Origin of the sequence: Nocardioides sp. Soil796 (assembly GCF_001429525.1) — a bacterium.
GTDB lineage: Bacteria > Actinomycetota > Actinomycetes > Propionibacteriales > Nocardioidaceae > Nocardioides.
The window spans coordinates 1-19,994 of the sequence record NZ_LMSQ01000020.1 but is presented as its reverse complement, the minus strand read 5'-3'; the positions used below and the strand labels follow the sequence as shown (position 1 = coordinate 19,994).

19 protein-coding genes are annotated in these 19,994 nt (G+C 69.1%); 14 read left to right on the top strand and 5 right to left on the bottom strand.

What is annotated here, in order from left to right; all coding sequences use genetic code 11:
• Nucleotides 1-7: 7 nt before the first annotated feature.
• On the bottom strand, nucleotides 8-628 hold the full coding sequence (gene lepB / locus ASH02_RS26480; protein WP_056683064.1) for a signal peptidase I: 621 nt from the start codon (nucleotides 626-628) through the stop codon (nucleotides 8-10).
• Between the two features lie 311 nt (nucleotides 629-939).
• On the opposite strand from lepB, the gene ASH02_RS21275 reads away from it, so the two are divergent.
• The 11 genes from ASH02_RS21275 (at nucleotide 940) to clpB (ending at nucleotide 12,205) form a co-directional block, all read left to right on the top strand.
• Entirely contained in the window at nucleotides 940-1,596 is a 657-nt protein-coding gene (locus ASH02_RS21275; RefSeq protein ID WP_156388724.1) for a DUF6230 family protein, read from the top strand.
• A gap of 123 nt (nucleotides 1,597-1,719) precedes the next feature.
• On the top strand, nucleotides 1,720-2,283 hold the full coding sequence (locus tag ASH02_RS21270) for a DUF6114 domain-containing protein (protein ID WP_056683058.1): 564 nt from the start codon (nucleotides 1,720-1,722) through the stop codon (nucleotides 2,281-2,283).
• Between the two features lie 124 nt (nucleotides 2,284-2,407).
• Nucleotides 2,408-3,061 (top strand): DUF6230 family protein, encoded by a 654-nt coding sequence (locus ASH02_RS21265; protein ID WP_156393665.1) that lies wholly within the window; start codon nucleotides 2,408-2,410, stop codon nucleotides 3,059-3,061.
• Nucleotides 3,058-3,561: a DUF6114 domain-containing protein gene (locus ASH02_RS21260; RefSeq protein ID WP_235539093.1), complete on the top strand. Its 504-nt coding sequence runs from the start codon at nucleotides 3,058-3,060 to the stop codon at nucleotides 3,559-3,561. The genes ASH02_RS21265 and ASH02_RS21260 overlap by 4 nt, the downstream gene beginning before the upstream one ends.
• Nucleotides 3,558-4,526, top strand: a complete 969-nt coding sequence (locus tag ASH02_RS21255) for a hypothetical protein (RefSeq protein ID WP_056683052.1) — start codon at nucleotides 3,558-3,560, stop codon at nucleotides 4,524-4,526. Before ASH02_RS21260 ends, ASH02_RS21255 begins: the two co-directional genes overlap by 4 nt.
• Complete coding sequence (locus ASH02_RS21250) at nucleotides 4,523-5,275, top strand: DUF6230 family protein (protein WP_056683049.1); 753 nt, start codon at nucleotides 4,523-4,525, stop codon at nucleotides 5,273-5,275. Before ASH02_RS21255 ends, ASH02_RS21250 begins: the two co-directional genes overlap by 4 nt.
• A 21-nt stretch (nucleotides 5,276-5,296) precedes the next feature.
• Nucleotides 5,297-5,887: a hypothetical protein gene (locus ASH02_RS21245; protein ID WP_156393664.1), complete on the top strand. Its 591-nt coding sequence runs from the start codon at nucleotides 5,297-5,299 to the stop codon at nucleotides 5,885-5,887.
• Between the two features lie 86 nt (nucleotides 5,888-5,973).
• A complete protein-coding gene (locus ASH02_RS21240) occupies nucleotides 5,974-7,323 on the top strand; it encodes a hypothetical protein (protein ID WP_156388721.1) in 1,350 nt (449 codons plus the stop codon).
• Nucleotides 7,320-8,216, top strand: a complete 897-nt coding sequence (locus tag ASH02_RS26720; RefSeq protein WP_056683039.1) for an Abi-alpha family protein — start codon at nucleotides 7,320-7,322, stop codon at nucleotides 8,214-8,216. The genes ASH02_RS21240 and ASH02_RS26720 overlap by 4 nt, the downstream gene beginning before the upstream one ends.
• A gap of 77 nt (nucleotides 8,217-8,293) precedes the next feature.
• Entirely contained in the window at nucleotides 8,294-9,484 is a 1,191-nt protein-coding gene (locus ASH02_RS21230; RefSeq protein ID WP_056683036.1) for an alpha/beta fold hydrolase, read from the top strand.
• A gap of 123 nt (nucleotides 9,485-9,607) precedes the next feature.
• Nucleotides 9,608-12,205 (top strand): ATP-dependent chaperone ClpB, encoded by a 2,598-nt coding sequence (gene clpB, locus ASH02_RS21225; RefSeq protein ID WP_056683034.1) that lies wholly within the window; start codon nucleotides 9,608-9,610, stop codon nucleotides 12,203-12,205.
• Between the two features lie 14 nt (nucleotides 12,206-12,219).
• Here clpB and ASH02_RS21220 read toward each other — a convergent pair whose 3' ends face one another.
• Entirely contained in the window at nucleotides 12,220-14,502 is a 2,283-nt protein-coding gene (locus ASH02_RS21220) for a serine/threonine-protein kinase (RefSeq protein ID WP_057295416.1), read from the bottom strand.
• Nucleotides 14,503-14,600: 98 nt separating this feature from the next.
• Here ASH02_RS21220 and ASH02_RS21215 point away from each other — a divergent pair, with 98 nt between their 5' ends.
• The gene (locus ASH02_RS21215; protein ID WP_056683029.1) at nucleotides 14,601-15,143 is read left to right on the top strand and encodes an FHA domain-containing protein; all 543 of its coding nucleotides are present in this window, start codon (nucleotides 14,601-14,603) and stop codon (nucleotides 15,141-15,143) included.
• 46 nt (nucleotides 15,144-15,189) lie between these two features.
• Nucleotides 15,190-16,218, top strand: coding sequence for a hypothetical protein (locus tag ASH02_RS21210; protein WP_156393663.1), 1,029 nt, complete (start codon nucleotides 15,190-15,192; stop codon nucleotides 16,216-16,218).
• A gap of 8 nt (nucleotides 16,219-16,226) precedes the next feature.
• On the opposite strand, the gene ASH02_RS21205 is transcribed toward ASH02_RS21210, so the two are convergent.
• Nucleotides 16,227-17,390 carry a pyridoxal phosphate-dependent aminotransferase gene (locus ASH02_RS21205; protein WP_056683023.1) on the bottom strand — a complete coding sequence of 388 codons (1,164 nt, stop codon included), beginning with the start codon at nucleotides 17,388-17,390 and terminating at the stop codon, nucleotides 16,227-16,229.
• Nucleotides 17,391-17,421: 31 nt separating this feature from the next.
• Between ASH02_RS21205 and ASH02_RS21200 the strand changes: the two genes are divergently transcribed.
• Entirely contained in the window at nucleotides 17,422-18,090 is a 669-nt protein-coding gene (locus ASH02_RS21200; protein ID WP_056683019.1) for a class E sortase, read from the top strand.
• Here the strand turns inward: ASH02_RS21200 and ASH02_RS21195 are convergent.
• Nucleotides 18,087-18,749, bottom strand: a complete 663-nt coding sequence (locus ASH02_RS21195) for a DedA family protein (RefSeq protein WP_235532595.1) — start codon at nucleotides 18,747-18,749, stop codon at nucleotides 18,087-18,089. The genes ASH02_RS21200 and ASH02_RS21195 overlap by 4 nt on opposite strands.
• A 122-nt stretch (nucleotides 18,750-18,871) precedes the next feature.
• Nucleotides 18,872-19,994 (bottom strand): LPXTG cell wall anchor domain-containing protein (locus tag ASH02_RS21190; protein ID WP_057295415.1); only part of this gene is annotated, 1,123 nt, incomplete at its 5' end.

Sequence of the window (19,994 nt, the reverse complement as noted above, 5' to 3'; positions counted from 1 at the left end):
AGCGACCCTATTCGTCGACCGGCTCCAGTGACGCGGGGTTGTCGACCGTGCCCATCCGGCTGAACGGCTGGATGCGGCGGTTCATGATCGCTCCGATGTCGTCGGCGGCGACGACACCGAAGACCCGGGAGTCGTCGGACCCTCCCCAGTTGTCGCCGATCAGCCAGTAGTGGTCGTCGGGCACGGTGAACGCCTTCGCACGGTTCTCCATCACGCCGTCGGCCGAGCAGCACTTCTGGCCGACGCGGTCGCCGTACTGGCTGGCCCAGGCGTCGCTGACGACCTCCTGCCAGGCCTTCTCTCCCGCGGGCCGCAGGAGTACGACGGGCTTGCGGTCGCGCTGGCGTACGACGATGCGGTCGCCGGGAACTCCGATCACCCGCTTGACCACCTTGTTGCCGTCGACTGTGGCCTCGATCACATCGAAGCGGTCGATGTCGCCGCGTCCGAGGATGTTGGTGAAGAGGCGATCGCCCGGCTCGAGGGTCGGTTCCATGCTGTGCCCCTGCACCTTCACGGAGAAGGTGAACGCTCCCACGGGAACGAGAATCGCCAACAGCACAAGGGCGATCAACACAAAGCCGAGGAATCTGCCTGCCCGTCCGAAGTCGCGGTCGCGGAGTGCCATGAGGGTGCCTGATTTCGGTGGTGGGGCAAGGGGTCGAGCGAAATCTACTCCCGGGTGGCCGGGTTTACATGAACTGGCCAACGTAAAGCAGGAAGACCTTGGACGGTATCTGTCGACAAGGTGTTGTTTCGGACATATGGTGTCCCACGTCATGACGAACCGGGGCGCTTGTCGCCCACTTCGCATGCAGGGTTGGGAGGCCCGGTGCGGAGCGTTCTCGGGGTCGGCGATCGATGTCGCCGGGTGCAAGGGGAGTTGGGACATCCGATGGTGCGAGCGTGCCATCGTCGTGTTCTTCCTGGGAGGGAAGCATGAAGGAAAAGGGTATGGGGCGTACGCGCCTCGGCCGCTTCGCAGCAGTGACGGTCCCCGCCACGGCAGCAAGCCTGGGTCTCGGTTTCGCCATCGTCACCGGCATGGTGTCGGCGTCCGTGTCGTCGGCCGGCGGCTTCCAGGTCGGCGGTGACGCGGCTCGGGCAGACGGCATGAAGATGTCGCTGGCGAGCACCGACGTCGCCCAGAACGAGGCAGACGCGACCGGTCAGGCCTCCGAGGCCGCACTGGTCACGCTGGAGGACGGTTACCTCGACGGCATGTGCCTGGCCGTCAACCAGAGCCTGCCGGTCATCGGCCAGGTGAGCCTGACCCTCGGCGTGCCCACCGGCACCGTCGGAGTCGGCACCATCGACCTCAACGCCTCGCAGGTCAACACCGGAACCGCCAACCTGCCCTCCACCACCATCGGTGTGGCCGCGGGCGAGACCGGACAGAACGTCGCCGCCAGCAACGTCGGTGGTTTCGGCCTGAAGACGAACGACACCACCGGTGTCGAGGGCACGGACGAGGCGGCCGCGTCGGCCGTCAAGCTCGCCGACCTCAACGCAACGGCCTACCAGCTGACGCTCAACAACGGGCTGGACGTCGGCTCGCTGGAGATCGGCGTCTCGCGGAGCACGGCCACCTGCTGATTGCAGGCAACGCCCCGATGACCGCTTGAGGGAGCGGGCGGGCCGGTGACCCCGGCCCGCCCGCTCCACCTGCGGCCCCCGAATGCACCAGTCGCAGCACCCCGCATGACTTTGGAGAAGCACATGAGCGTCGCGAACGAGATCGACCCGAACCACACGGACACTGACCCGAACCACCGTGAGATCGACCAGAACCACGCCGGCACCGACCCAGAGCGTTCGCGTCTCGGCTCGATCGTCCACTCCGTCAACCGCTTCCGGCGTACCCGCCCGTTCTGGGGGTGCATCATCCTGGCCCTCGGCGGCTGGTTCGTGCTCAAGCCGGTGATCGGCTCGGCTGCGATGACCCTCGAGCTCGGCGTGGGTGGGGTGTCCGGCTACATCCTCGGCGGCGGCATGATCGCCGCGGCCCTGATCGCCTTCGTGCTGCCCGCCCAGCGTCACTTCCCGGCCCTGATCGCGACCATGCTGTCGGTGGCCTCGCTGCCACTGGCCAACCTCGGCGGCTGGCTGATCGGCATGTTCCTCGGCATCGTCGGGGCCGGCATGGTCTTCGCCTGGGCGCCGTACAGCGACAAGCAGCTCGCGAAGTTCGCGGCCCGCGCGGAACGTCGCGCCGAGCGCAAGGCCCTGCGCAAGTCCGGCAGCTCATCGGCCAGCACGTCCGGCAGCGCCGCGAGCGCCTGATCAATCTTTTCCTGGGGAGGGAATGGCAGTGAGCAGCAGCCACAAGAATGCCCGCAGTGTGCGGTCGCGCGTCGGTGAGGTCCTGGGAGGGAGACTCGACTCGGCGCGTAGCAACATCGATGCGATGGTCGAGCAGGCCGAATCGACGCGTCGAGGCACCCGGCGGCGCGCCCTTGCGCCGCTGTTCGGCGGGGTGGCTGCGCTCGCTGCCATGTTCAGCATGGTCGGCAGCGGTGTGCTGGCGGTGAACTTCACGTCGGCCAACCAGTCCTACAAGATCTACACGGACCGGGTCGTCGGCCAGTACGCCGCCGGCTACCTCAGCTCGCAGGCCCAGCAGAGCGGGTCGACAGCCGTGGCGCAGATCGGGTTCCAGCAGGCCGACCTCTTCGGCTTCTGTGCGATCGCCAAGCAGACCATCGGCGGGGTGCCGGTCTCGCTGCTCGTCACCGGCGGCGAGCCGGTCAACGGGACGGTCACCGACCCGAGCAAGAAGATCACCGCGAACCAGCTGTTCATGGCCAGCAACACCCTGACAGGCAACGGCGAGAACATCTCCAAGATGACCCTGGGCCAGTCGGCGGACACCCTCACGATGGGCGAGGGCAACCCCAACCCCGGCACGCCCGGAGCCTTCGGTCTCCAGGCCGAGCTGATGCAGATCGCCAACCTGGACGGCGACTCCTACGGCATCGACCTCAAGGGCAACATCAACCTGCCCGACCTCAAGATCCGGGTCCTGCCCCGTGAGCTGACGAAGGCGGACTGTGCATCATGAGCGTTGAGGCGATGAAGATGACGGAGTCGACTGCGAAGACGAGCTTGTCGACCAGGACGTGGCGCGGGATCGGGCTGGCCCGCCGCTGGTTCCGCGCGTTCCGGCGTACTCGTCCGTTCTGGGGTGCGCTCTGGCTCGCCCTGGGCGGCCTGGTGATCATCCACTTCGCCCGCTCGCCGATCACGATGGTGATCGGTGGCGGCTGGAACTCCTCGGCCGGCTACATCCTCGGTGGCGGCATGGTCATGTTCGCCCTGGTCGCGCTGTTCGCGCCGCTCTACCGCAGCCTGGTCGGAATCGTCGGCGTGCTGCTCGGCCTGGCTGCCTTCATCGCCGCCAACCTGGGTGGCTTCCTGATCGGCACCCTCCTGGCGATCTTCGGTGGCTCGATGATCTGGGCCTGGGGCGAGAAGAAGCCGCGCAAGTCCAGGGCTGACCGGACTCGCAAGCGCGAGATCGCCGAGGTTGCCGAGACAGCCGAAGGCACCGACGATCGATGAACCTGACGAAGAGCAAGCAACGGCTCCTCGTGGGACTGGCCCTGTTCGGCTTCGTGCAGGCGATCGGGACGCAACCGATCGGCTCGGGCGGTCCTGAGGCGGCACACGCCGCCGTGGCGGACTGCGGCAGGGACGCGCAGGCGCTCGCGGGCCTGGTCACGGGGAACACGCTCACTCTCGGCAACGGCACCACCGTCAAGCCGTGCATCCCCAACGCGCCCATCCACATGCGGATCGGCTACAGCGACGGCGGCACCGGCGGCGCCACTGGCAGCAGCACCGCGTTCACCACGGACGGAATCACCTTCCCCGACGGCAAGTTCACCCGCAAGTACACGAGCTGCGGAGCCTTCCAGCGCAACGACTCGACCATCGCCAAGCCCACGATCCTGAAGTTTGCCGACGGCACGCAGTCGGCCGGACCGAGCAACGTCGCCACCAGCTCGAAGTGGGGCGCGTTCGGCACGTGCCCGTTCGACCGCACCCTCTACCAGGACAACGGCTGGTCGACCTCGTTCGCGAAGAATGACAACGCGATGCTCGTGCACATGCGGTTGAAGAACCTGCAGATCAACCGGAACGCCTACATGACGGTGGTGCCGCAGGCGACGCCCGACAACCCCTCGGCCGCGGGCACCGGTGAGTACAAGCTCACCTTCAACCCGGCCAACCAGGGCAGCGCCGGCTGGAACATCGGCGACGGCTGTGTCTACACCGATCTGTGGCTGCGGGCCGACACGCACATCAAGGTCAACATCTTCGGCATCAACACCTCCGTGGGGTCCCTGGCCGGAGACGACAGCCTGTGGGGCAGCATCCTGGCGTCCATCGCGAGTGGCGACGACATCCCCGGCCTCGAGCTCGATGCGTGGGTCTACTACATGAACACCAACAAGGGCGGCGACTGCACCGGCACGCCCACCACGCTCAACCTGCCCAACACGAACATCCAGGTCACGCCGTGAGCGACGACGTGGAGGAGGCCCCCCGCATGGGGGTGCGCTGGCGCCGGGCGGCCGGGATGAACCTGGTCGGCATGGGCCTGCTCGCCTACATGGTGAGCCAGCTGTGGACCGGAACCGTGATGGGCCTCGGTGCCGGCCTGGTCTTCTCGGGCAAGCAGTCGCAGTTCAGCAGTGCGAAGCTGAGCACCACCAACGTCGGCATCGGCGTCGTGCCCGTCCAGCTGCGCGACGCCGCGTCCCAGACTGCCTCGAAGTACGCCCTGAGGATGGGGTTCGCCGGCGGAACCCTCGACGGGTTCTGTGTCTCGCAGACCGAGTCGATCCTCGGCCAGGACTGGACCATCCGCCTGACCGCACGCGACAACCAGCTCAACGTCAATGACGTCAGCGGGAAGAACGTGCAGTTCGACGTGAGCAACGTGACCTCGTCGAGCGCTCCGAACACGAGCGGCAACGGCATCGTCCTCCGCGGGAACGTCGCGCTCGGGGTGACGCCGCAGACCATCACCACCTGGAAGGACGCGGGAGGTGTCGATGCGGTCAACCCGCTCGACGCGCCGGAGACCTATGCCGGGACGAACGGACGACTCTTCGGCATCGACTCCGACGTGGGTGACCTCTACAACGTCAAGGGTGAGCTGTACGACGCCGTCATCGAGGGACCGCTCAGCCTGAAGAACCTGAAGATCGAGGTGCTCCACGCCAGCGCCGCCACCGCGGGCTGCAAGAACATCCCGATCGTGTACTGACTGATGGCCGTGGACCGACTGATGACGAACGTGAGAGGCGCCGGCGGCGTCGGCCTGTGGCGCTTCCTGTTGGTCACCGGGCCGGCCACAGTGATCAGCCTGGGCATCGGAGCGTTGGCCGTGCTCGGCTATGTCTCGGTGGTGATCACCAGCACCCAGCCGATCGCGATGGCCAGCTCCGGCGGCACGTCGGACAGCATGGTGCTCGGCGTGGGCACCGTCGGCACGATCGTCGAGGACGACGACGCGCTGGCCGGCGACTCGGCGGCCGCGATGGTGCGCATGGGTACGACGCACCTCGACGACCTCTGCCTGGTGCCACGCGTGGAGTTGCCCCTCGTGGGTGACCTGCTGAGCATCCGCATCAGGAGCGCCGCGCCGGTGACCCTCGGCGACGTCACGCTGGCTGCTTCGGGGGCCAGGCTCGGCGGACTGCACACGCCACGGACCACGATGGGACTCGGCGCCGGGTTCGAGGCGCGCACCGAACCGGGGCCGGACGCGATCACCCTCGGCGATCTCGACCTCGAGACCCACGGGATCGTTCTGGACGGCGGACTGCGCCTCAGCTCGCTCGGCGTACGCACGTCTGCAAAAGAGTTGAGCTGCTGACCGGAACCCGGTGCGTGATACATCGTTACAAGAACTGTTGCACATGGATAGGCTCACGCGTCAGGGACGGGTGACTGAGTAAGGGTGTGAGGAACTCGCTGGACGCACTGGGTGACTACTTCAGTCACGTCGACTGGTTCTTCCAGGACGTCGACGAGCCCATGGAGTGGGTCGCGCTCGTCTCGATCCCGCTCTTCACGGCCGTCATCGGCTGGCTGATCAACTGGACCGGCCTGATCATGCTCTTCTACCCGATCCACTTCCACGGCTTCAAGATCCCGGGCATGGCCGAGCTGGCCCGCCTGGCCCCTCGAAAGCTCCAGGAGGTGCCGGGCGTCCTGCAGGGCGGGGTGGGCTGGCAGGGCATCGTGCCCGCGCGTGCCGCGAAGATGGGCAGCATCGCGGTCGACAAGGCGATCGCCAAGCTCGGCACGCCCGGCGAGTTCTACCAGCAGCTCGAGCCGGACCAGATCGCCGAGCACATCGTGAAGATCTTCACCCCGGAGATTCCCTCCCTGGTCGACGAGGTCATGCGAGAGAGCCACCCGGCCCTGTGGCGCGACCTGCCCAACGCGGCGAAGAAGGCCGTGATCGCACGGGTCCAGGCGCAGCTGCCCGCCGTCGTGAAGACCGTGACCGACGAGATCGGCACGCACATCGACCAGCTCCTCGACCCGAAGATCATGGTCATCGACCACTTCCGCACGCACCCCGAGCTCGTGGTCCGCGTCTTCAAGGACGTGGGGCAGAAGGAGCTGAACATGATGGTGACCTTCGGGTTGCTGTTCGGCTTCCTGCTCGGCATCCCGGTCGCGTTCGCCGACCACTGGTTCCACCAGTGGTGGCTGCTCCCGGTGCTCGGCATCGGGGTCGGCTGGATCACCAACGCCCTGGGCATGTGGCTGATCTTCGAGCCGACCGTGCCGACGAAGAAGTTCGGCATCACGTTCCAGGGACTGTTCCTGCGACGTCAGAACGAGGCCGCCGAGGTCTACGCCAAGATCATCGCCGACGACGTGATCACCCTCGAGCGCATCGGCGACTTCCTGCTCGACGGACCGCGCGGCGACCGGACCCGGCAGATGCTCGCGGTGGCCCTCGGCCCGGCCATCGACCGCGCCGCCGGACCGACCCTCGGCGCGGCCAAGGTGGTCATCGGGCGCGGCAACTATCGCCGGATCCGGGAGTCGTTCGCCAAGGAGGCGGTCGGGCGTACCCTGACGCCGTTCAAGGACCCCGAGTTCAGCAGGCAGCAGTCCAACAAGATCCGGGCGATGGTCTCGCAGCGCACCAAGGAGCTGCACCCTGACGACTTCGTCGAGATGATGCGCTCGGCCATCAAGGAAGACGAGTGGATGCTCTACGCACACGGCGCGATCATGGGACTGGCGGGTGGGTTCATCCACCTCGCGATCTTCGGAGTAGGTGGAGGATGACGGACGAGAAGGGCCTGGAGCGGGCCGACCATGAGCAGTCGCCGGCGCTCGACGCGATTCCCGGGCTGATCCGGATCGCCGCGTCGTCGTGGGTGCGCACCGCGGAGTGGAGCGTGGTCGCCGGGCTGCGCACCGGGCGTCGCATGCTCAAGGCGGCCACCGACCCGCACACCGCGGTCGAGCTGGCCCAGGGCGCCGCCGCTGCCTCGGGCATCGTCGCCGACATCGCCAAGGCGGTCAGCTCCGGCGAGTCCGTGCCCCAGGCCATCCAGCAGGTCGCCGCCTCGCTCGGTGGTACGTCGGACCGCAGGGCCGTCGAGCTCCACAACGGGCGTGACCGCGATGTCGAGAGCACCGACCTGCGCAGCTCGTTGCGCGAACAGGGCGCCAAGCTGCTCGAGCGCTCCCGCGACGTGTGGAGCAACGACACCGGCCACCCGGCGTACGCCCGGATCCTGACCGAGCTGGCCCCCGACGAGGGCCGCATCCTGATGTTGCTCCTGCGCAGCGGTCCGCAGCCGATGGTCGACGTACGCACGGGCGGTGCGGTGGGCATGGTCAGCTCGACGCTGATCGCGCCGGGCCTGAACATGATCGGTCCGCGGGCCGGCACCCGCTACGTCGACCAGGTGCCGTCCTACCTCAACAACCTGTTCCGGCTCGGCCTCGTGTGGTTCTCGAAGGAGCAGCTGAAGGACCCGCTCGACTACCAGGTCGTCGAGGCGCAGCCCGACGTCCTGGCTGCGATGCACTCGGTGCGTTCGGCGAAGCTGGTCCGCCGCAGCATCCACCTGACCCCGTTCGGCGAGGACTTCTGCCGCACCTGCCTGCTGGAGGAAGAGGTGCCGCCCGAGGACCTGCCCGTGCACCAGGCGCCGAACGACCTGGAGTAGCGGCGGCAGCAGCAGAACTGCGAAGCAATGTGGGAGTCCGTGTCTGGGAGGGCCGGACGGATCGAGGGAGCAAGCACATGTCTGTACGCGAGCACGTCCGGACGCAGAGGCGTCGACTGGTCGAGCTGGTGGCGTTGTTGGCCATCGGCGCCCTGTGGGTGGCGATGATCGTGGTCGGTGTCGGGTTCGCCCTGGCGCAGGTGTACGACGGCCGCACGGTCGCGGCCGTCGGCCTGACCGGGGGCGGACTCGGACTGGTGTGCGTCGGCGCACTGCTGGTGTGGGCACACTTCACGGGCAACGGTCGCGTCGCGCACACCGACACGTCCGGGCACGGCGGCCGGGAGGTGTCCGTGGTCTCGCGTGACGGCACCCGGCTCCATGTCGAGGTCGACGGGCCGGACGACGCCGAGGTGACCGTCGTGTTCGTGCACGGGTGGACCTGCCAGCTCAGCGCGTGGCGTCACCAGCGTCGCCACCTGGCCGGCAGGCCGGTGCGTTCGGTCTACTACGACCAGCGTGGCCACGGCCGCTCGGACTGGATCGGCATGGGCGAGGGGGAGCGCGGCGTGCGCCATCTGGCCGACGACCTGGACGCAGTGGTGGCGGCGACCGCGCCGACGGGTCGTCTGGTCCTGGTCGGCCACTCCATGGGCGGCATGACGATCATGGCCTCGGCGCAACGGCACCCGGAGGTCGTCGCGTCGCGGGTCGACGGCGTGCTGTTCTGCGGCACCGCCGCGGGGCCGCTCTCGGAGTCGATGGCCCTGGGCCTGCCGGAATCCATGCGGCCCCTGCACCACCTGGTGCGCCGGCACGCGGTGTCGATGCTGACCCTGCTCGGCTTCATGCCGCGGCCGATGGCCCGCCTGCTCGGCGTCGGGCCCTACCTGTTCTTCGGCAACCTGCTCGCCGTCGGCAGCCGCTCGGAGTCGGCGAAGCAGGTCACCGCGCAGGGCCTGTGGGACACGCCGCTGCCGGTCGCCGGGCGGATGCTCAAGGCCGTGATGACCCACGACGAGCGCGACGCCGTGCCGTCGCTCGACCCGACCCGCGTGGTCGTCGTCTCCGGGAAGGCCGACCGCCTGGTGCCGTACGCCGACCAGCTCGAACTGGCCCGCCTCGTCGGGGACGCCCGCGTGGTCGGCCTCGAAGGGATCGGCCACATGGTCGCCCAGGAGGCGCCCGACGTGGTGAACGCCGAGCTCGACGGCGTGCTCGCCCTGGCCGGGGTGCAGGGGGATCACGAGGCGTCCGTGCTCGCCTGAGACACGTCAAAATATTTGGAGAAGGGCAAAGTTGAGTGGAACAGACTCAACTTCTGGCGCGTTGAGATGAATGACGGACACACTGGGTGCCGTCACACTCACGCATGAGGGGGCCCTCGACCTATGAGCACTTTCGGTGCCGAGAAGTTCACCACCCGGAGCCGCGCGGCGATCGAGGCCGCGCAAGTGTCGGCGACCACGGCCGGCAACTCCCAGACCGACCCGTTGCACCTGCTCGTCGCGCTGCTGCGCGACCAGGAGGGCACCGCGCGCAACCTGGTCACCAAGGCGGGCGCCGACGTCAACACACTCACCCTGAAGGTCGAGCAGGCGATGGCCGCCTTGCCCAGCGCGAGCGGTGCGACCGTGCAGCAGGCCGGCGCCTCCGCCGCGCTGACCCGGGTGCTGGCCGGCGCGATCGACCTGGCGTCGTCGATGAAGGACGACTTCGTCGCCACCGAGCACCTGCTGATCAGCCTGGCCACCGTCGAGAGCCAGGCCCGTACCCTCCTGACCGACGCCGGCCTCACCGAGGACGGACTGCGTGAGGGCCTGACCGCCGTACGCGGCAACCGTCGGGTGACCAGCCAGGACGCGGAGTCGACGTACGAGTCGTTGGAGAAGTACTCCGTCGACCTCACCGCAGATGCCCGCGACGGCAAGATGGACCCCGTCATCGGCCGTGACGCCGAGATCCGCCGGGTCATCCAGGTGCTCTCGCGGCGCACCAAGAACAACCCCGTCCTGATCGGCGAGCCCGGCGTCGGCAAGACCGCCGTCGTCGAGGGCCTGGCCCAGCGCGTGGTCGCCGGCGACGTGCCCGACTCGCTCAAGGGTCGGCGCGTGCTCAGCCTCGACCTGGCCGCGATGGTGGCCGGCGCGAAGTACCGCGGCGAGTTCGAGGAGCGGCTCAAGGCCGTCCTCGAGGAGATCAAGGACGCCGGTGGCCAGGTGGTCACCTTCATCGACGAGCTGCACACGGTCGTCGGTGCCGGCGGAACCGGCGACGGATCGATGGACGCCGGCAACATGCTCAAGCCCATGCTGGCCCGCGGCGAGTTGCACATGATCGGTGCCACCACGCTCGACGAGTACCGCGAGAACATCGAGAAGGACCCGGCCCTGGAACGGCGCTTCCAGCAGGTCTTCGTCGGCGAGCCGTCGGTCGAGGACACCATCCAGATCCTGCGCGGCATCCAGGAGAAGTACGAAGCCCACCACGGCGTCCGCATCACCGACGCCGCCCTGGTCGCCGCGGCCACCCTGAGCGACCGCTACATCACCGGGCGCCAGCTGCCGGACAAAGCGATCGACCTGATCGACGAGGCCAGCTCGCGGCTGCGCATGGAGATCGAGTCGTCGCCCGAGGAGATCGACCAGCTGCGGCGTTCGGTCGACCGGCTCAAGATGGAGCAGTTCGCCCTCGAGAAGGAGAGCGACCCGGCCAGTGTCGAGCGGCTCGAGAAGCTGCGCGCCGACCTCGCCGACTCCGAGGAGCAGCTCCGCGGGCTCGAGGCCCGTTGGGAGCGCGAGAAGACCTCACGCGAGGGGGAGGGCGAGCTGCGTCGCCAGCTCGACCAGCTGCGCAGCGAGGCCGAGAAGCTCCAGCGCGAGGGTGACCTCGACAAGGCCAGCGAGATCCTCTACGGCCGGATCCCGGCACTGGAGGAGCAGATCCGTACCGCCGAGTCCGAGGAGGCTGCCGAGACCGCCGAGATCGAGCCGCTGGTCGGTGAGGAGGTCGGCGCCGAGCAGATCGCCGACGTCGTCGAGGCCTGGACCGGCATCCCCACCGGCAAGATGCTCCAGGGAGAGACCTCACGCCTGCTCGACATGGAGGCCGAGATCGGCCAGCGGTTGATCGGCCAGGAGGCCGCCGTCAACGCCGTGAGCGACGCCGTACGCCGGTCGCGTGCTGGCGTCTCCGACCCCAACCGGCCCACCGGGTCGTTCCTGTTCCTCGGCCCGACCGGCACCGGCAAGACCGAGCTGGCCAAGTCGCTGGCCGACTTCCTCTTCGACGACGAGCGCGCGATGGTGCGCATCGACATGAGCGAGTACGCCGAGAAGCACTCGGTCTCGCGCCTGGTCGGTGCCCCTCCCGGCTACGTCGGGTACGACGAGGGCGGCCAGCTCACCGAGGCGGTGCGGCGTCGGCCCTACTCCGTCGTGCTCCTCGACGAGGTGGAGAAGGCGCACCCCGAGGTCTTCGACGTCCTGCTGCAGGTGCTCGACGACGGTCGGCTGACCGACGGGCAGGGTCGCACCGTCGACTTCCGCAATACCCTGCTGATCCTGACCAGCAACCTGGGCTCGAACTTCCTGGTCGACCCGTCGCTGTCCCCGGAGGCGAAGCACGAGTCGGTGATGGGCGTCGTACGCGGCCACTTCAAGCCGGAGTTCCTCAACCGGCTCGACGAGATCGTCATGTTCGAGTCGCTCAGCAAGGAGGCGTTGACCCACATCGTCGACCTCCAGCTCGCGCTGCTCGAGAAGCGGCTGGCGGTCCGCCGGATCACGATCTCGGTCACCGACGAGGCGAGGACCTGGCTGGCCGACCAGGGCTACGACCCGGCGTACGGCGCCCGTCCGCTGCGCCGGCTGATCCAGACCACGATCGGAGACCCGCTGGCCCGGCTGCTGATCGGTGGCCAGGTCGCCGACGGCGGCTCGGTGACGGTGTCGGTCGGCGACGACGGCCTTGTGCTGACAGCGGGCTGAGTCCGGGCTGATTGTCACCGTGTCGGCGCGGGCGCCGAGACTGCGATGACGCCGTCGGCCACCTCGGTGCTCCCGTCGTCACCGACCAGGGTCAGCGTTCCGGTGGCCCGCTGACCCTGGGACTGGCCGGACGGCGGGGCGCCGGAGTCGGCGACCAGCTCCACGTGTGCACCTGAGGGCAGGTCGCGGGCACCCAGCACGGGCCGCCCGTCGTCGAGCACCCACGTGTCACCGTTGAGGCGCCACTGCTGGATCGGGATCTCGGGCGTCGTGCCGGCCTCCCAGTCGCAGTCGAGGCGGTGGGAGCTGGCGCGCAGCACTCCGTCGTCCCCGAACCACACGTCGTCGATGGTCTCGATGTACATGAAGTCCTGGGCGGACTCGGGGAACATCGCGGAGGTGTCCGTCTCCAGAGGTTTCGCAGGGTTGGCGGGATCGACCAGGAGCACCTCGGCGCCCTGCGTGCAGGCGCCGCCGCTGCCGTAGGCCACCACGGCCGCGCGCGGACCGCCGTACGCCGTCTCGCCGGCGTACGCCATGTCACCCACCGAGCTGCCGACCAGGGTGTCGCCGACCTGGGTGGCGATGCCGTCCTCGTCGAACAGGTAGAGGTCCGCCGCGCCGTGGGCTCCTGCCTCCTCCTCGTTGTTGCCGGAGGCCAGCACCTGGTCGCCGGCGGCGGCGACGGTGTACCAACTGACCCCGAGCGAATCCCTCGGTGTGAACGTCTCCGTGGTGTCGAGGGCTCCGAGCCGGCGCCACTGCATCGGCTGGAGCGCCGGATAGGTCACGCCCTGGTTCACGGTGATGACCTTGTCGTCCCAGGGCAGTGCGGCCGTCGGCGCGCACTCGGCGCACGGGGTCCGTGTCGTGGTGCCCTTGTCGACGTCGACCAGGGTCAGTGTCGCGCCGTCTGCCACCGCCAGTCGGCTGCCGTCGTCGCTCCACGCCATCGCGGGCTCCTCCCACGCCTGCATGGCGGCGGTCTTCACCGCGGTGACCCGCTTGCCGTCCTTCATGACCACGATCTGGTCGGCGGTCGCGTAGGCGAACACGTCGGGCGTCACGGCGACCTGCTGGGTCGCCGGGCCGTCCTCGTCTCGGTTGGCCACGTAGACGCCGGCCGCGGTGCTGGCGGCGACCACGGAGGCGACGCCGATCGCGGCGACCTTCGCGACGCCGATGCCGCCGATCGTGGCGCTGGCGCCACCGGCACCTGCAGCTCCACCTGCAGCTCCGCCGGCCGCTCCACCCGCGGCTCCACCCGCCGCTCCGCCAGCCGCTCCACCCGCGGCTCCACCTGCAGCTCCACCCGCCGTGCCGCCTGCGGTTCCCGCCACGCCGATTGCTCCACCTGCCGACCCGGCGACCCCGGCGGCACCGGCCGCTCCACCCACCACGGCCGCCGTGCCGAGCATGCCGGCACCGGCGGGCAGGGCCGCGATCACGGCACCGATCACGCCGCCCAGGCTCGCACCGGCCAGCCACGCGGGGCCGTACTTCGCACGGGCCGCGTGCTCGAGGCTGTTGTGGAAGGCCGTCGCGTTCTGGTGCCGCACCGACGGGTCCTTGGCGAGGTCCTGCAGGCAGATGCCGGCCAGGTCCTCGCCGAGGTCGGGCACGGTCGCCCGGGGATCCGGGACCGGCTGGGTGAGGTGCAGCTGGGCCGTGAGGTCGGCCGTCTCGCCCTTGTAGGGCTGCCGTCCGCAGAGCAGCTCGAAGAGGACCACGGCCGTGGAGTAGATGTCGCTGCGCGCGTCGACGTGGCTGCCGGCCACCTGTTCGGGGCTGATGTAGGCCGGCGTCCCCGACCACGTGCCCGGCCCGTCGAGGCGGCGCGGTGGGCCGGCGAGCCCGAAGTCGATCAGCCGGGACGTGCCGCTGGAGTCCACGAGGATGTTGTCCGGCTTGAGGTCGGCGTGCACGAGGCCGGCGGCGTGTACGGCGGCCAGGCCGTGCAGGGCGCCGTACAGCACGCCGAGGGACTGGGGTCCGTCGAGCCGACCGCGCTGCCTGAGCACCTGTCGCAACGAGGCGCCTTCGACGTAGTCGGTGACTATCGCGGCCAGCCCGGGATCGTCGATCACGTCGCGCACCCGCACCACGTTCGGGTGGTCGACCCGGAGCATCGCCGCGGCCTCGGAACGGAACATCGCCCGCAGCCGCCCGTCACCGGGCAGGTTGAGCACCTTGATCGCGACGGTCTCGCCGGTGCCGGGGGCGGAGCCACGGTAGACGGTGCCGAATCCGCCCGCGCCGAGGATCCCGCTGATCCGGTATCTGCCGATGCGTTCCATGGACCACATCCTCGGTCATCGGCCCGGTCCCGGCCATGGGCGGATCGACCCCAAACATGTGGGTAGTCGGCGGGGTCGCGTGTGACAGGATCGGAACGATGATCCGGTTGAGCCTCCAGGACGGCACCCAGCACCATCTGCTGGAGGTGGAGCGACTCCCGGCCCGTATCGGCCGCTCAGCCGAGTGCGACGTACGGCTGCCCGGCGACGCCACGGTGTCGCGCGTGCACGCGTTCGTCGTGTCCACCGAGCACGGGCTCGAGATCCAGGACGCCGGCAGCCGCAACGGCACCTTCCTCAACGGTCAGAGAGTCGAAGGGAGCGCACTGCTCACCGCCGCGGACCGGGTGCGGATCGGTCCGTTCGTGCTCAGCCTCGTGGGCGACGGCGACGACCAGCAGGAGACGGTCGAGGCCGGTGGGCCGGCGGCCTCCCGGGTGCGCATGGAGACCGGCCTGTCCGCACGCGAGATCGAGGTGCTGGGCCTGGTGGCGGCAGGATGCACGGACCAGCAGGTCGCGGAACGACTCTTTCTGAGTGTGAAGACCGTGCACTCGCACCTGGACAGGATCCGGGACAAGACCGGCTGCCGGCGCAGGCCCGAGCTCGTCCGCTTCGCCCTCGACCACGGGATCGTCTGACGCCCGCCGGAAGGTGCGTGTTGGTCGCCCTGAGAGACTGGGCCGCATGACGCAGAGCAGCGCCCCCGCGAGACCGCCCCAGGTGACCATGGCCGGATGGATGACGGTCGGTGCATCGCTCTTCATGCTGGTCAACGTCTTCACCTACGTGTCCCAGCTGCGCACCATCGAGAACCGCGAAGCCGTCGCGAAGACGCTCTCCCGGGACCCGCTCAAGGGCATGGGCATCGACCTCGAGCAGGCGCTCTCCATGCTGCACGGCGCGTCCCTCGTGGCCGGCGCCTGTGCGGCGGCCACGGCGATCCTCGGCTGGTTCGCCCTGCAGCGCAACCACCACGCCCGTATCGCGCTGAGCGTGCTCGTGCTGCCCCTCTTCTTCACCGGCCTGGTGGCCAGCCCGTTCCTCTCGTCGATGATCGCCGTCTCGGTCGTGCTGCTGTGGGCCCGTCCGGCCCGCGACTGGTTCAACGGCGTCACTCCGGAGCCACCGGCCCGGAAACCCGAGCAGCCTTCCTCGTCGGTGACACCACCGCCGCCCCCGGAGGAACCGCGCGCCTTCGAGGGCTTCGGCCAGTCACAGCCGACCCGTCCCAGCGATCCGACGCAACCGGTGTCGATGCAGTCGATGCCGCCGTTCCCGGCTGCCCGGCCGGTGCGACCGGGTGAGCTGCTGCAGGCGTGCATCATCACCTGGATCATGAGCGGTGTCGTGCTGCTCGGCATGGCGATCGTCGTGATCGGCCTGCTCACGACGCCCGATCTGCTCAAGGACGTCTACGAGAGTGACTCCCGCTTCGGCGAGTCCGGCGTCAGCGTCAGCCAGCTGAAGGTCGCCTCGATCGTGATGGCGTTGGTCTTCTCCGCATGGTCGGCCGTCGCGATCGTGCTGGCGTTGTTCGTCTTCAACGGCCACAACTGGGCGCGGATCACTCTCGTCGTCTCCGGCTCCGTGGCCGGCTTGCTCAGCCTGGTGCTGGTGATCAGCTCGCCGGTGCTGCTCGTGGTCACGGCGGCCTGCGTGGCCACTGTCGTGCTCCTGCTGAGGCCGCCGTCGACGCAGTTCTGCAAGCGCTAGCAGGGCACCTAGGCGCGCAGGTCCGCCGCGGACAGCCGGTCGATCCCCTCCGCGATGACGTCGGGCTCCTTGCAGAACGCCCAGCGGATCAGGTGCCGTCCCTCCTCGAGGTCGTCGTAGAACGCCTGGCCCGGAATGGCCACCACTCCGGCGCGCTCGGGGAGGGCCCGGCAGAAGGCGTCGCCGTCGGCCCAGCCGAGTCGGCGTACGTCGGTGGTCACGAAGTAGGTGCCCTCCGGGACGCGTACGTCGACGTCAAGCTTGTCGAGCCCCGCGCACAGCTGGTCGCGCCGGTCCTGGAGCGAGCGGGTCAACCCGACATAGAAGTCGGACTCGTGGTCGAGTGCGTGGGCGACCGCGGGCTGGAGCGGCGTGCCGCTCGAGAACGACAGCCACTGCTTCGCCCCCAGCACCGCCTGCACGAGATCGCGCGGACCGGTGGCCCAGCCGATCTTCCAGCCGGTGAAGGAGAACATCTTGCCGGCGCTGGAGAGCGTGACCGTGCGCTCGAACATGCCGGGCAGGGTGGCCAACGGGATGTGTTCGTGGTCGTCGAAGACCAGGTGCTCGTAGACCTCGTCGGTGACCACCAGCAGGTCGTGCTCGACCGCCACGTCGGCGATCGCCTGCAGCTCGTCGCGGTTCAGCACGGTGCCGGTCGGGTTGTGCGGAGTGTTGACCAGCAGGAGCTTGGTGCGGTCGGTGACCGCGGCCCGGAGCGCGTCTACGTCGAGCCGGAAGTCCGGAGCACGCAGGGTGACCGGGCGTCGTACGCCGCCGGCGAAGGCGATCATCGCCAGGTAGGAGTCGTAGTAGGGCTCGAGGACGACGACCTCGTCGCCCGGGTCGACGAAGGCCAGCAGCGCGGCGGCGATGCCCTCGGTGGCGCCGGTCGTGACGACCACGTCGTGGCCGGGGTCGAGCTCGAGGCCGTAGTGCCGCGCCTGGTGGGCGGCGATCGCCTCGCGCAACGGGAGGATGCCGCTGCCGGGGGCGTACTGGTTCTCTCCCGCGCGCAGGGCGGTCACCGCGCGTTCGACCACCGAGGCCGGGCCGTCGACGTCCGGGAAGCCTTGGCCGAGGTTGATCGCACCGGTCGCGACCGCCAGCGCGGACATCTCGGTGAAGATCGTGGTCGGAATGCCGTCGAGTCGTTTCGCTGGGCGTGCCATGCGTTTCAGGGTAGTCGGGCACAATCGCGGCATGACCTCGACGACCCTGCCGCGCGGCCGTTCCCGAACCTGGTGGGCCGGGCTCGTGCTGCTCGTCGGTGGGCTGGCCGTCCTCGGCTGGGTGGCCTGGCAGTTCTGGGGCACCAACTGGGTCTCGCACCGCGCCCAGGACCGCATCGTCAAGCAGGTCGAGAAGAAGTGGGAGGCCGACAGCGTCGACGTCGTCGAGGTGCCCGAGGGGAACGTCAGCGCGCTGATCCGCATCCCGGAGTTCGGTGACGACTACGTGATCCCGGTGCTCGAGGGCACCTCGGACGACGTGCTGTCGTCGGGTTTCGGGCACTTCGACGACACGGCAGGGCCGGGGGAGGCGGGCAACTTCGCGCTGGCCGCCCACCGCATCACGCACGGCGAACCGCTGCGTGACATGCCCAATCTCGAGGCCGGCGACGAGGTCGTCGTCGAGACCCGCGACGCGACGTACACCTATGTGCTGACCACCGGCGGCGACGACCTCACGGTGTCGTTCGAGGACGGGTGGGTGCTCGATGCGCTCCCGAAGAACCCCGAGAAGGGCGGCGTCCAGCCCGACCAGCGCCAGGGCCAGAAGCTGATCACGCTGACCACCTGTGCCGAGCTCTTCCACACCGACGAACGACTGGTGGCGTTCGGCGTGCTCAAGGAACGCACGCCGCGCTAGACGGGATCCTTGGAACTCCGGTGACGCCACCACTCGAAGAGCATCGGGAGCACCGAGATCGCCACGATCACCAGGATCGCCGCCTCGATGTTGTGCTGCAGGAACTCGACGCCACCGAGGAAGTAGCCGAGCACGGTGATGCCGGTGGCCCAGAGGACGGCACCGACGGCCGACCAGAGGAAGAAGTGTCGTCGGTCCATCTTGCCGACACCGGCCACCAGCGTGATGAACGTGCGCACGATCGGCACGAAGCGCCCCAGGACCAGCGCCTTCGCACCGTGCCGGTCGAAGAACGCCTCGGTCTTGGTGAAGTGCTCCTGCTTGAGGAAGCGGCCGCGGTGCTCGTAGATCTTCGGGCCGATCGCCCGGCCGATCTCGTAGCCGGTGATGTTGCCGAGCAGGGCCGCGGCCGAGAGCAGGACGCAGGCCACCACGATGTTGACGTCGATGCCGGCCTCGCCGGCGCCGGAGCGGTGGATGAACAGGCCCACGCTGAACAGCAGCGAGTCGCCGGGCAGGATCGGGAAGAGCAGTCCGCACTCGACGAAGACGATGGCGATGCTGACCCAGAACATCTCCTGGCCGAACTTGTCGAGCAGCCACTCGGGGTCCATCCAGCTGATGCCGAGCAGCAACGGATGCAGGAGGTCGGGGATCACGCGCGCAACCCTAGCCGGGCGCACTCAAGCGCGGGCCGGGCGCACTCATGCGCAGGGAAAACAGCGGCCCGTGTCCAATGGGGGACATTTGGACACGGGCCGCTGGGCTTGTGCGGGCTGGATCAGGCGCGGCGCCTCCGCTCGCGCATCATCAGCCAGGCCCCGAGGACCACGAACAGTCCGCCGACCACGCCGTACAGGCCGCTACCCGAAGGTGCGCCAGTGTTGGGCAGGACGCCGTCGTGGGTCTTCGGTGCCGCGTGGGTCTTGGGTCCGTCGGTCTTGGGCCCGTCGTGCGTCTCCGGCCCGGTCTCGGGCTGCTGCGGGTTGGCGCACGCCGTCGTCGCCTGCGGGTACGCGACGACCAGCTCGTAGTGCGGGTTGACCTCGAAGGTCACCTTCACTCCGTCTCGGGTCCAGGCGTAGTTGCCGGTCGTCTCCGTGTAGCTGCCGTCCGGGTTGCGCACCCAGCCGGGCCAGCCGGCGGGATCCACCGAGGCACCCGGCCACAGGAGCTTGCCCGACAGCGGCTGCCCGGTGACGACGTAGTCCTTGCCGCTGGGGTTGACGAACGTGATGGTCACGTCGGTCGGTCCCACGTAGCCCTCCTCGAGGATCAGTGCGTAGCTGAGGTAGGGCACGGCGTCGACACACGTCGACTCGATCGCACCCGGCTCGAGCGTGCACTCCTCGCCGGAGTCGGCGGAGGGCTGGAACCGCACCTCGGTGACGCCGGGGCCGAAGGCCGCGCCGTTGATCGCAGTGGCGACCGCCTCACCGGTGACCTCGTCGACGGACCACGCGACGTTCTCGAGCGTCGGGAAGGTGTCCCACTTGACGTTGTTCGTCACGTTGCCCGGGTTGCACACGTCGAGCTCGGCCGGCTGTGCCGGGACCTCCAGGCAGCTCGGGGCTGCGGGGATGTCGACCTCGAAGGTCCAGTAGGCGTCGGTGTTCTCGTAGCCGGCGAGGACCGTGGCGGTCAGGGTGCCGGACAGCGGACCGGCGTACGTCCCCGGTGCGACCGTCTTGCCGTCGAGGGCGTAGACGACGCCCTCGGTGGCCGGGACGGTCAGGGTGCCCTCGACCTCGCAGCCCGTGGACTGCGTGACCTCCGGGTCCACCGGTGCGGCGCAGATGATGCCGTTGTCCGTGGGCAGCGGGTAGCGCTTCTCGGTGGCACCGCCGGCGAAGGCCATGCCGTTGGTCGCGGTGGCGACCGCGTCACCGGTGGCCTGGTCGACG